The organism is Heterorhizobium halophytocola, from assembly GCF_017873095.1.
GTDB lineage: Bacteria > Pseudomonadota > Alphaproteobacteria > Rhizobiales > Rhizobiaceae > Allorhizobium > Allorhizobium halophytocola.
In genome coordinates, this window is record NZ_JAGGJU010000016.1 from 1 (window position 1) to 12097 (window position 12097).

The 12097-nt window shown below is 67.9% G+C and carries 12 protein-coding genes; 2 read left to right on the forward strand and 10 right to left on the reverse strand.

The window, feature by feature from the left end:
* Positions 1 to 147: 147 nt before the first annotated feature.
* From J2Z17_RS23135 to J2Z17_RS23155, 5 genes are all read right to left on the reverse strand, one after another.
* Complete coding sequence (locus tag J2Z17_RS23135) at positions 148 to 1422, reverse strand: phage major capsid protein (RefSeq protein WP_209949012.1); 1275 nt, start codon at positions 1420 to 1422, stop codon at positions 148 to 150.
* A gap of 35 nt (positions 1423 to 1457) precedes the next feature.
* Positions 1458 to 2069 (reverse strand): HK97 family phage prohead protease, encoded by a 612-nt coding sequence (locus tag J2Z17_RS23140; protein WP_209948829.1) that lies wholly within the window; start codon positions 2067 to 2069, stop codon positions 1458 to 1460.
* 473 nt (positions 2070 to 2542) lie between these two features.
* Positions 2543 to 3382, reverse strand: a complete 840-nt coding sequence (locus J2Z17_RS23145) for a hypothetical protein (protein WP_209948831.1) — start codon at positions 3380 to 3382, stop codon at positions 2543 to 2545.
* Between the two features lie 208 nt (positions 3383 to 3590).
* Positions 3591 to 3905, reverse strand: coding sequence for a DUF6107 family protein (locus J2Z17_RS23150; protein ID WP_209948833.1), 315 nt, complete (start codon positions 3903 to 3905; stop codon positions 3591 to 3593).
* Between the two features lie 227 nt (positions 3906 to 4132).
* Entirely contained in the window at positions 4133 to 4714 is a 582-nt protein-coding gene (locus tag J2Z17_RS23155; protein ID WP_209948835.1) for a TetR/AcrR family transcriptional regulator, read from the reverse strand.
* A gap of 120 nt (positions 4715 to 4834) precedes the next feature.
* On the opposite strand from J2Z17_RS23155, the gene J2Z17_RS23160 reads away from it, so the two are divergent.
* Positions 4835 to 5851 carry an SDR family oxidoreductase gene (locus J2Z17_RS23160; RefSeq protein WP_209948837.1) on the forward strand — a complete coding sequence of 339 codons (1017 nt, stop codon included), beginning with the start codon at positions 4835 to 4837 and terminating at the stop codon, positions 5849 to 5851.
* 41 nt (positions 5852 to 5892) lie between these two features.
* Here the strand turns inward: J2Z17_RS23160 and J2Z17_RS23165 are convergent, their stop codons facing one another.
* A complete protein-coding gene (locus J2Z17_RS23165; protein ID WP_377300010.1) occupies positions 5893 to 7122 on the reverse strand; it encodes a phage portal protein in 1230 nt (409 codons plus the stop codon).
* Between the two features lie 163 nt (positions 7123 to 7285).
* Positions 7286 to 7897 carry a glycoside hydrolase family 19 protein gene (locus tag J2Z17_RS23170; RefSeq protein WP_209948839.1) on the reverse strand — a complete coding sequence of 204 codons (612 nt, stop codon included), beginning with the start codon at positions 7895 to 7897 and terminating at the stop codon, positions 7286 to 7288.
* 237 nt (positions 7898 to 8134) lie between these two features.
* On the opposite strand from J2Z17_RS23170, the gene J2Z17_RS25485 reads away from it, so the two are divergent.
* A complete protein-coding gene (locus tag J2Z17_RS25485) occupies positions 8135 to 8269 on the forward strand; it encodes a hypothetical protein (protein WP_280923401.1) in 135 nt (44 codons plus the stop codon).
* Between the two features lie 133 nt (positions 8270 to 8402).
* On the opposite strand, the gene J2Z17_RS23175 is transcribed toward J2Z17_RS25485, so the two are convergent.
* The 3 genes from J2Z17_RS23175 to J2Z17_RS23185 all read right to left on the reverse strand — a co-directional run bounded on the left by J2Z17_RS23175 (position 8403) and on the right by J2Z17_RS23185 (position 12065).
* Entirely contained in the window at positions 8403 to 9695 is a 1293-nt protein-coding gene (locus J2Z17_RS23175; protein WP_377300036.1) for a DNA-packaging protein, read from the reverse strand.
* A 1020-nt stretch (positions 9696 to 10715) separates the two neighbouring features.
* On the reverse strand, positions 10716 to 11447 hold the full coding sequence (locus J2Z17_RS23180) for a hypothetical protein (RefSeq protein WP_209948841.1): 732 nt from the start codon (positions 11445 to 11447) through the stop codon (positions 10716 to 10718).
* Positions 11448 to 11738: 291 nt separating this feature from the next.
* A complete protein-coding gene (locus J2Z17_RS23185) occupies positions 11739 to 12065 on the reverse strand; it encodes a BrnA antitoxin family protein (protein ID WP_245224308.1) in 327 nt (108 codons plus the stop codon).
* Positions 12066 to 12097 lie beyond the last annotated feature (32 nt).

Here is a 12097-nt window from a genome sequence, read left to right on the forward strand (position 1 = left end):
TCTCCCCCCTTGAGGGGGAGATGCCCGGCAGGGCAGAGGGGGGTAAGCGACGACCGCGCCCCGTCGGTCTGCCGCAGTCCCCCTCTCCCCGCGCGTGGGGAGAAGGTGCCCGAAGGGCGGATGAGCGGCAGCCTCGCCGCCGGGCCCCTACGCTGCAAAGCGGATCAGCTTGATCGCCTCGAAATTCTGCACCCCGCCGCCGACCCGCTTGGTGGTATAGAACAGCACATAGGGCTTGGCCGAATAGGGGTCGCGCAGCACCCGCACACCGGTGCGGTCGACCACCAGATAGCCGCTGGCAAAATCGCCGAACGCGATCGACAGCGAATCCAGCCCGATATCGGGCATGTCCTCGGCCTCGGTCAGCGGAAAGCCGATCAGCTGCGCCTTGCCGCCGGCGGTCGCGGGCGGCTGCCAGAGATAATTGCCGTCGGCATCCTTGAACTTGCGGATCTCCCCTTGCGTCTTGCGGTTCATCACGAAGCTGGCATTCTGCCGATGCCCGGCCTTCAGCGCATAGACGGCATCGACCAGCACGTCGGACGGCCCGTCGGCGGCAAAGCCGGAGCTGACCCCGGTGTCGATCACGCCGATCTTGCCCCAGCTCCAGCCGGCCTCGTCGACCAGCGGATAGGACAGGAACCCCTTCGGCTTGTTGACCCCGTCGCCCGAGACGAAGGCTGCCCCCTCCTGCTCGGCAAAGGCCATGTCGACCTCGGCCGAAATCCACGCTTCCACGTCGACCGCCGCATCGTCGAGCAGCCCTTGCGTTGCCGCCGGCATGGCGTAGAGTTCCATGGTCGGAAAGGTCAGCTCGGCCAGTTCCGGCGTCGCCGTCTGCGGCCGGGCCGCGGTTTCCGACACCCAGCCGGCCGCCATGCCGCCCGGCGAGAACGGCTTTTTCAGCACCGCGCCGGTCACCTGGCGCACCGTCGACAGCGCCCGGATCGGCGAGACATTGGCAAGCCGGCGGCCGATCTCGCCATCGGTCTCCTCCGGCACCAGATAGCCGCCATCCGCCGGCGTGCCGGCCGACAGCGCCTTGGCCTCCAGCGCCCGCAGGCCCTGGTCGTCGCCGCGGCGGATATAGGCCTCGAAGGCCGCCTTGTGCTCGGCCTTGTCGAGGCTTGCCGCCCCGGACCGTCCGAGCGCTGGACGCAGCCCCTTCAGCTGCAGCTCGTCCATCCGCCGGCCCTGCTCGTCCAGCGCCCGGTTGATCCGGTCCACCTTGTCGCGGGTCACCACGTCACTGGAAAGCTTTGTCTCGATCTCGTCCAGCCGCTCGTCATTGGCCTCGCGAAAGGCCTCGAACGAGGTCATGAATTCGTCGAAGGCGTCCTTCATCGTTTCCGGCAAGGCCTTGATCTCGGTGCGGGCCTTGATTTCCGGCGCGCTCGCCGGCCCCCGCACGCCGTCCGGCATCGTGTTGTCCAGGCTGTGCTCCATGTCGTGCATCGTCATCGCTTGGGTCCTTTGTTGATGGTCTCGGAAAATCGGGATCCGGCGGCAAAATGGCCGGCGGCGATCCGCCGTGCCGCCCGGCGCATGCCGCGCACCAGTTCGGTCTCGGGATCGCGGAAGAAGCGGGCATTCTTGACATTGGAGACGCGGGCCGCCGGCTGCATCGGAAAGGTGACGACCGAGATCTCCCAGAGATCCGCCTCCAGGATATGGCGCACCCCGTGCCGGTCGGCCTTGGCGCGCACCGTCTGGAAGCCGATCGACAACCCGTCCAGCGCCCCGCTCTTCAGCAGCGCGTGCACTTCGGCCGCCCGCTCGACCCCCGGCGACAGATGCCCCTGGACGAACAGGCCGTGCGCGTCCTCGCGGATCGTCCCCCAGGCGCCGATCGGCTCGGCCGGGTCGTGCTGGTAGAGCATCCGCACCCCGCCCGCCCCGCGCTTGGCCAGCGAGCGGCTGAAGGCCCCCGGTTCGATCACGTCGCGGCCGAGATCCACATGGCCGAACACGCTGGCATAGCCGGAAAATGCGCCCGCGCCGGTGACGCCCTTCAGCGTCAGTCCGGCATAGGTCTTTTCGAGCGCCAACCGCCCGCGAAAAGGCTGCATGAGAGGTCTCCTGACTGGAGTGAACTGGATTGAAGTGGAGTGGATCGGATCGGCTCTGCCGGCGCCCGGCTCGGATCGGCCCGCAGCACTGTCTGCCGCCGCCGGCGGCGTCCCGATACGCTGTACCGGGCAAGATCAGGCCCTGCCATACCAGGGCTGCGGCCGGTGCCTGCCGTCCGGCACGGATGTCATTTCCGCCGGCCGCACGGCGCCCGTCTGCGTGCAGGCAACGGCAATCGCCGCCACCGGGCCGGGCCCGGGGCGGTCAACAGGCGATAACGATGCGAAAAAAAAGGGCCGGCGCGGTCGGGCGCAGTGTCCGAAGTCCCGCCGGAAGGGCCTCGTGTCAGAACGCGGCCAGCCGGAAAGGGGCCAGCCCGGATCGGCCGGAAAAGATCCGGCCAGCCGGAACAGGACCCGCCGGAAGGCGGCCCGGCCGAGCGCGGCTCAGGCCGCGGCGCGCCGTGATGCGGTCATTCGACCAGCTTGTTCTTGACGAAGCTTCGCATCATCTCCTTTTCGCTCGGCACCTTGCCACCCTTTGCCTTCAGGGCCTTCTCGATCTTCCCATAGGCGACGCGCAGCAGGATCATGTCCTTCTCCTGATAGGCCTCGCACATCTGCTTGGCCAGCGCCGTCAGCTTGGCGTCGTTCTTCGAGCCGTCGAAGCCGGCGCATTTGGAGAGTTTCTGCGAGCTGACATCGACGGGCTTTGCCTTCACCTTGTTGGTCTTGACGGCCTTCAGCAGATCGTCCACCTTCACGGCACGGATCCTGCCCGTGTTGGCCCGCATCAACGTGTCGGCCTTATCCTTCGCCTCCTTGTCATTGCCCTCGACGAGATTGCTGCGGATAGCATCGAGCGCGGCCATGTTGGCATTGTTCGCCTCGATCCCCAGCGTTTGGGCGATCTTCTTGGACGAGGCGAAATGCTTGTTGGCGGCCTTTTCCACCTCCTTCTCGTGGTAGCGCTTGAATTCCTTGGACTGCGCATAGAAATTCTTCAGGATCGTTTTGTTGAACGCGTCCCTGAAGTCTTTCACGATCGTCGCCGTCAGATCGTCCCATGACACCGTGTCCTTCTTCTCGATCAGCGACGACACCATCTTCTTCGCGGCGTTCGACAGCGGGAAGTCTTTCGCCAGCTTGGAATAATCGGTGTGATACTGTCGCTCCAGCGCCGGTTGCACCAGGAATTCCAGCATCTTGCTATCGTTGCCGCTCAGCGCGCCGCGCATGATCTTCAGCAGCTGCGGCATGTCGAGGACGTCGTCGATCGTGTCCGGATACTCCATCTCGTTTGGCGAAGCCATGATCACTCCTTCCGCCGCCGATGCGGCATGTCGCCGTTGCAGGACGCCCAGATCGGACGGCGTCCCCGCCTGACCGCCACGAGGCCCGTCCCCGCAGCGGTTGCATGTCGACGATAAGTGCCGTCTTTTCCGGCTTTGGTTCATCGGCCCGCCACGATTTTCTGCGCCCGCATCTCCCTCTTTGCCACTGTCAGCCCGTCGCCGGCTCCTATCGCCGCTCGCCCCAGCGGCCGGCAACGCGGGCCAGCACGCCCAGCCCCCACCAGGCCGAGAGACTGGCGGCCGCAGAGCCGGCCAGCATCACATCGGTGTCGGCCAGACGCAGGGACAGGTCGAGCCGCTCGGCCAGCCAGAGGCCCGTCGGGCCGCCGAAGATCATGCCGGTCGCAACGCCGGTGCAGAACCGCATCGCCGCTTCGCGCCGGCCCTTCGGCAGCAGATAGGCAAGCGAGATGGCGGCACCCGAGACGGCGCCGATGGCGCGCGCACCCCAAAGCCCGCCGCTTTCGGAAAAATCGGTCATTGCCTGTTCCTGATTGTTAACCGTCCGTTTGCTATAGCGCGGCCCCGGCGAGACACCGTCGCGCCGCGGCGGGCCTGCCGACGGGTGCCGATGGCCGCAATACGCAGTATTATTAGTATCTTGCGGACTTCCGTTGATGTCGTGTACGCGCGCCTTCACGGATCACTTTAGGATTAGCGCAAAGCCGCCCCGCCTCCCCCGCCGCTTTGCAAGGGAAAGCCATATCCTCAGGCCGTCTTCAGGATCGCATCCATGACCCGTTTCAGCTTGCCCGAGGGATTGGCATCCCCATGCAGCGCCAGCCCGTGGATCAGCCCGAGAAACAGCAGCGCCAGGTCCTCGGTGTCGGCCGGCACCGGCTTGCCGCCCAGCAGGTGGATATCGGCAATGATGCCGGCCAGCGTCTGCCGCGTCTCGCCGTCGAAGGCTGCAAAGGCCGCCGCAAAGGTTTCGCTGCGCCCGGCATGCAGGCGAAGCTCGATGTCGAGCCGCGCCAGATCGGCCGTGCCGTCGAGCCCGGCAAGATAGGCGTCGATCGCGCCCGCATCCGCCCGGCCGGCCTTCACCGCGTCGACAACAGCCCTGAAGGCTGCGAATTCCTCCGCCTTGTGCCTTCGCAGCACCTCCAGGAAGATCTCCTCCTTGCTGGCGAAATTGGAAAACAAGGCACCCTTGGTGAAGCCCGCCCGCGCCGCGATATCGGCAATGCTGGTGCCGTCATAGCCGTTTTCCGCCACGGCCTGCCGCGCCGCGTCGATCAGTTTCTCGCGCGTGCGCCCCCGGCTTTCCTCGCGGCTCATCTTCGCCATGCGGCCTGCTCCGTCCATTCGCTTCAGATACCGCTTGATATTCGGATACCGTTTGGTATTTGTAATTCGATACCAACTGGTATCCGAATTCGTTTTTCCATTCAACCAGAGAGGCCCGCCATGACCACCGCCTTCGTCACCGGCTCCACCGGACTGCTCGGCAACAATCTCGTCCGCCTTCTGGTCGAACGCGGCGTCACGGTCAGGGCGCTGGCGCGCTCCCGGGCCAAGGCGAAGCGCCAGTTCGACGGCCTCGATGTCGAGATCGTCGAGGGCGACATGGCCGATATCCGGGGCTTTTCCGACAGGCTCGCCGGCTGTGACGTGCTCTACCATACCGCCGCCTTCTTCCGCGACAGCTACAAGGGCGGCAGCCATTGGGACGAACTCGAGCGCACCAATGTCCAGGGCACCACGGCGCTTTTGCAGGCCGCCTATGATGCTGGCATTCGCCGCGCCGTCCACACCTCCTCGGTGGCCGTCCTCACCGGCCATGCCGACCGGCCGATCGACGAGACCATGTTGCGGCCGGAGGCGGAGGCGGACGATTATTATCGCAGCAAGATCCTCGCCGACCGCGCGGTTCTCGCCTTCCTCGAATCCCATCTTGACATGACCGTGCCGCTCGTCCTGCCCGGCTGGATGTTCGGCCCCCGCGATCTCGGCCCGACCTCGTCCGGCCAGTTCGTCCTCGATTACTGCCGGCGCAATATCCCCGGCCGCACCCCCGGCGGATTTTCCGTCGTCGATGCGCGCGACGTGGCGCTGCATCTGATCGCCGCTGCCGAAAAGGGGGCAAGCGGCGAGCGTTATCTGGCCGCCGGCGACATCGTCTCGATGGCCGACCTGCTGCTGCTGATGCAGGAGGTGACCGGCATCGAGGCGCCCACCCGCAATATCCCGCTCGTGGTGCTGAACCTGCTCTCCTATGTCTACGAGGCGCAGCACCGGTTCACCGGCCGGCCGGTCCTGCTGTCGCGCGCCACCGCCAGGCTTCTGGCCTCCGAGCCTGGCCGCATCGGCTACGATCATTCCAAAAGCGAACGCGTGCTCGGCGTCGCCTTCCGTCCGGTGCGCGAAACCCTGGCCGACACGGTGGCCTGGTATCGCCGGTCGGGCAAGCTTCCCGACGCCTGAGGCATCCGATCCCCGCGCCGCGCCGGCCCTGGCGCTCGGCCTCAATAGCCGACCGCCTCGCGCTTTTCCGCGTCGGTGAGAAAATCCGCCTGCCCGACCCGGGTCCACAGCGCATCGCGCTCGGCCGTCAGCCCGGCCGCCTGGTCGAGATCCGGCACAAGCTTCAGAGTTTCGCCGTAAGCACCTGACAGGAAAGCGGAAAATCCGCCAGCGATGCGGTTAGCCAGCGGCAGCACGGTCAGCCGGAAGAAGGCCCGGTTGGCCTCCTGGTAATTGGCATAGGTATTGTCGCCGGGAATGGCGAGCAGCATTGGCGGCACGCCGAGCGCCAGCGCGATGTCGCGCGCAGCGCCGTTCTTGGCCGCCTCGAAGTCCATGTCGCGCGGGCTCATGCCCATCGCCTTCCAGTCGAGCCCGCCTTCCAGCAGCAGCGGCCGTCCGGCCCGCATCGGGCCGGAATAGCCCTCGTCGAGTTCCGCCTTCAGCCGCTCATACTGGTCGGCCGACAGATTGCCGCCCTCTTTCGGCTGGTAGACCAGCGCGCCGGAAGGCCTGGCCGAATTGTCGATCAGCGCCCGGTTCCAGCGCATCGCCGCGTTGGACAGGTCGAGCGCCGCCGTCGCCGCGCCGAGCGGCGAAAAGCCCAGCTGGTCGTCGAGCGGATGGAAGAGCTTCAGATGCAGCAAGGCCGTCCCGCCCTCCGCCGCGATCCGCCTGAGGCTGCCGCCGACCCGGTAATCATGGCCGACCGGCCAGCCGTTCTTTCCCTCGACGACGCTCACCCTGTCCGGCCGCAGCAGATGCAGTTCGGCCAGCCGGCGCCCCAGCCGCACCGGCTCGACATAGGCATTGCCCGACAGCAGCAGGTGACCGTAGAGCGTCTCGAAGAAATCGCCCTGCCCCTGTCGTCCGTTCGGCCGGTTGACCAGGTCGAGCGCCGGATGCATCCGCAGCTCCTCGCTGCCGCGATAGCAGAGCCAGGACAGCCCGGCCGCCGCCTCGGCCACCAGCCGCACGCAGCGATGGGCAACCGGATTGGCGAGAAAGCCCTCGCGCGCCAGCGCCGGATAGGTCGCCGCCGTGCGGCGCCCCCGCATTTCGCCGGCAATCAGCGAAATCGGCCCCATCGACCCGACCGATCCCAGGCCCTTCCGCCCGTCCGGCCTCTGCCCGCCCGGCACCTGCCCGTCCGGCACCTCGCCGGCCTTCCGCTCGTCAACGGCCGCACGCGTCCTGCGCCCGCCCGCCGGTCCCCTGAATGGATTGCGCATCGGTTCATCCTTGTTTGCTGATCATTGCGCCGCCGTCGACCGCCCGGCCGCTTCGGCGATCCGCGCCACGAACGCCGGCCGCGTCCACAGACCGCCGCCTCGTCGTCTTCCCGCAGCCGCCGCGCCCGTCACCCGTCACCCGTCCGACATCACCGGGTCGACGTCACCCGTCCAGCGCCGCCCGGAACGCCCGGCCATAACCGGCAATCAGTTCGGCCCTGTCCGTGCCGTTGACGATCCGCCGCGCGCCGACCCAGTCGGCCGCGCCCCCATCGAAATAGGTCCGCAGCCGCCTGCCGGTGAAAAGTCCGTCGCGCATGCCGATCACCAGCACCTGGACCGCGATGTCGGTCCGCAGGGCCAGTTGCGGATCGCCGGCGAGATCCGCGCCGATCGCCGCCCCGACCCTTCGATAATTGGCCGCATGCGTGATCTGCACCAGCCCGCGGCCGAACCAGCACCGCCCCTTCGTGTCCGCCCGCCAATAGGGCGAGGACACCTGCGGCAGCCGGCCGGCGGCATAGGCACGGTCGAGCCGGGCGACGGCCTCGGCATCGCTCGACGCCCCGGTTTCGCGCAGCGCCATCATCCGCCCACCGGTCTCGTGGAAGGCGGTCGCCAGCACATAGGCGAGCCGGCAGGGATCGTCCGCCCCGCACAGTCCGGCATAGCCGTCGGCGATCGCGTTCAGCCCGTCCACCTGCGGCTGCGACAGCCGTCCGGCAAACAGGCTGGCCCGCACGGAATCGAAAAAGGATGACGTCAGCCTGCGCATTCTTGCCTCCTGACCTGGATCGAGATTGCAATGCCCACCGATATCGAGGGGGTTTTGAGACGCGGACATGGCGCGCGTTTAACCAAGTTGAAAAATACCTGGTCGGCTAAATCGGTTTAAATTAATTTAATCGTTTAGATATCATTAACACCATATTTACAGCCGGTTAACGATGTGGAACTTTCCGCTGCACACGGCGTTTTGAGCCCATGTTTTAAACGGAAGGATGATCCGACCATGCAGAAGCTGAGCAGCTCCACGACCAAGGCCCCGGCCCCGCAGATCCCGTCGCATGTGATCGAACGCATGGAATCCGAATGGCGGCAGATCCGCCAGGGCACCAGCCGCCCGGCCTCGGCCAGCGCCAAGTAATTCCGCTTTCCGCCATCCGGTTTTCCGGGAGGAGCAGGCGCGCCGAAACCCGAAAGGGCGGCGCGCCTTTTTTCGTGGCCGATCGCGGGTACGCCCGCGGACCGGCCGGTCTCTTTACCGCTCCCACGCCCGCTCACACACCCCTCACCCGCGGTTCGCCGCGCGCGTCCAGCATCAGCGTGGTCAGCGCCCAGCAGAGCGCGTCCAGCCGATCCGGCGAGCGGCCGCCCGACAGTCCGTCGGGGCCGAAATCGCACATCTGGTCCTCGAGCGCTGCAAACCGGCCGGCATGCGCCACCCGGCCCTGTTCATAGAGGGCGGCCACCGGTTCGGCGCGCAGATATTTGCCCCGCGTGGCGCGCACCAGCGTCAGCGGCAGATCGGCCTTGACGCTGCGCAGCACCGCTGCCACCATCTCGCCGCCCTGGTTGACCTCGGCCACCACCCGGTCGGCCTCGAACCGCCGGTAGGCGCGCATCACCGCATTCGCCCATTCGGCCGGGCTTGCGCCGGCCACCGAGGCGTCGTCGAGCACCACGGCCCTCCCGCCCGCCTCCAGCCCCGCCACCACGATGCCGCAGACCGATCCGGCCCCGGCGCCGGCCGGCGGATCGACGCCGACGACGATCCGGCCCATCGGCCCAGGCGCCCTGATCCGCGCATGTTCCAGCTGCGCACGCCGCCACAGCCCATCCTCGCGGTCCTCGATCAGTTCGCCCATCAATTCCTGGCGCCCGAGCCGCGTCGCGCCGTAGCGCGCCTGCATCGCGGCAATGAAGCCGGGCGACAGGTTCTGCGCATTCGACTGCGTCGTCAGCCGCGTCGTCACCGTGGCGGGATCGGCCAGCAGGCGCTTCAGCAGCGGCACCGGCCGCGGCGTGGTCGTCGCCACGATGCGGGGCAGCGCGCCGAGCCGCAGCCCGAACTGCAGCATGTCGAAAGTGTCCTCGGCATATTTCCATTTGGCGATCTCATCGCACCAGGCCAGGTGAAATTGCGGGCCGCGCAGGCTTTCGGGATCTTCGGAGGAAAACATCTGCGCCATCGCCCCGTTCGGCCAGACCAGCCGCCGGCGCGAGATCTCGACATCCGGCGCATGCCGCCCGGCCACCCGGCAGATGCCGGACACGCCGTCGATCATCACCTCGCGGGCATCCCCGAGGGTTTCCGCTACCAGCGCGATGCGCAGATCGGAGCGCGCGCCTCTAGAGGCCATCGCCTGCACCCATTCGGCCCCCGCCCGCGTCTTGCCCGAGCCGCGCCCGCCGATCAGCAGCCAATGCCGCCAGTCGCCCTTCGGCGGCATCTGCTCCTCGCGGGCCTGAAACGGCCATTCATCGAGAATGCGATGGATTGTCCTGCCTTTCGGCCGTGCCGCGCTGCCTGGCACCCCGTCGGCCATACCCTTGGCCACCTCGTCGGCCATCCCCTTGGCCACCCCGTCGGCCATCCCGGCAGTCAGCGCAGCGACCGCGCCGCCCGGCGCCCGGGCTTCGCCGTCGCCTCGATTGCCCGGCGCGGCGTCGGCGGTGTCGGCCGATGCGCGATCGTCGACGCCCGCTGTTACTTCGCCGGCACCGCCGGTGTTGCCGTCACGTGAACCGGCACCGTCTGCGGCAGCGCGCCCGGCCGGGTCCTCGCCGGCCGGCCCGCCGCCATGCGCCTTCACCGCGTCCTCAAACCCGGATGCGGCCCCGGTTGCGGCCATCCCGGTTTCCATGGCCGCGGCCAGGGTGCGACCGCCCCCCAGATCGCGCAGGGCCATGTCCCGCGTCTTGGAAAACTGCATGATGCCGCGCTGGAAACGGTCGATATGCCCGGCCAGCTGCCGCTCGAATTGTCTGATAGCGGCCACCCCGGCCCGCGCGCGCTGTCGGCTGCCGGATCCCGGCCCGGCCTGCCAAGCCTTGCCGAAACGAGGTGTAGGACCGCCATACCGCCTTGTCATGCCGGTCCTTTCGCACAGATGTCAGGCGCCCGCCTGATGATCGCATCGCCCGGCCCCAGCCCGGGGGCCCGGGCCCCTTGATGCGGCAATCGTCAGGGAAGCGGCCGCAAGACGGGCTGCCGACCCAGGGGGGCAGCCCCATCACCTCCGGCGAAGCGCGAAACCGGCAACTGCCCCGGTCCCCTGCCCGCCGCGATGCCCGCCGACATCCCCGCAGACCTGCCTGCCGACACGCCTGCCGACACGCCTGCCGATTTGCCGACCCGCCGGCCAGACTCTCCGGCACGCCGTCAGCCGATCCCTCGCCGCATCCTTCGCAAGTCCGAAGACCGCGTCGCCGCGAGGACCATCGACGATCCGCGCCGCACGGCATCCGCAGGCAGGCCTGCCGGAACCCGCGGCGTCACCGCCAAACCCGCATGCCAGGATCGTCGGGCGCCGCGGTCCGGTGCCGGATCGCATGCCCCCGGCCGACGCACCGGCCGACCTGCCCGACCGTCACCCCGGCGGTCCGGCCCCGGTCATCGCCGGCTGCTGCCGTTCGGACGCGCCGTCTTGTGCCGCCCCGGGCGGTCCGGCGCGATCCCGATCCTGCGCTGCGGCGGACGCCGCACCCTCCGCGATCCGCTTTGCCAGCCGCTCGGCCACCCGGCGCTCGATCAGCGCTTCCAGCCGCGTGCGGACGGAGGCATCGTCGCCCTCCATGCCGGCCCTATGCGCCGCCTCGGCGCGGTCGCGCGCCACCTGGCGCTGCAGCCCGTCGATCTTTTCCAGAGTACGCACGATCAGCGACATGGCATCGGTGGCCGCCTTGATATCGGCGCGCGCCAGCTTGGCGGCCGCACTCTCGACCGGCCCCTCCGCCGCCGCATCCCCGTCGCTCCGGTCGCTGACCAGCGTCGCCTGCGCCTCGGTGCGCAGCCGGCGGAACACCGCGAACTGGTCGCGCATCTCCACCGTCAATTGGTTCAGCAGCAGCGCCAGGCTCTCGGCCGGCGACGGGCTGTCTGCCGATTTCAGCTCCAGCGCCACCCGGCGCGCCGCCCGTTCGGTCCGGGCCTGCAACGCCGCCGCCCGGCCGGTCCCGGAAGGGTCGCCGGTTGCGGAAACCGTGCCACCGCTCCACGCCCGCTGCCCGCACCGCGCATCCGCCGGCCAGCAGCCGAACAGCGAAAGATCGACCGCGCCGGGATCGCCCGGCACCGCCCCGAAATCCGCAATATCCCGCATGAGATCCTCCATCAGAGCCAGGCTGGAACACCGCAACAGGGCAAACCAGGCCCCGGCACACGTCGAAACATCGAAAGCCGACCGTCGACCGTCGACACCACGCAATCCGCCCTGCCGCTCTCACCACACCAAATTGTCTGAAAACATCAAAGCCTGCCCGGCGAGCCATCCGCTCCAGCCGCACTTCTTCGACGATGACCAAACCCTAGCAAATCACCGTCACGCCGTCAAGGACTTTTTTCCTATATCCGATTGATGAAGGGGGAAATGATCTCGTGGCCTTGCGTCCGGTCAGCCGTCCGGACCCAGCATCTTGCGCAGGTCGGCGTTGAGCCGCCTTTGCCAGCCGTCGCCGCCGGCGCGATATCGGTCCACGATATCGGCGTCCACGGGTACGGCCACAGGCGCATCGGATGGCGGGCGCCCCTGCACCTGCGCGCCCTGCTGGGCGGCCAGATGCGGAAAGACCGCGCGCAGGCCATCGTCCTCGGCAATGCGGATATCGTCCATGTCGGGTACGTCGGCGTCCGAGGTGATCATCGCCTGGATTTCGGCTTCGACCTCGTCTTCCGGTGGCAGGCCGGACAACGACATATCGGGGTCATGTCTGTCCTTCATCGAAGCTCCTTTCATCAGAGTTCGGATAGTCT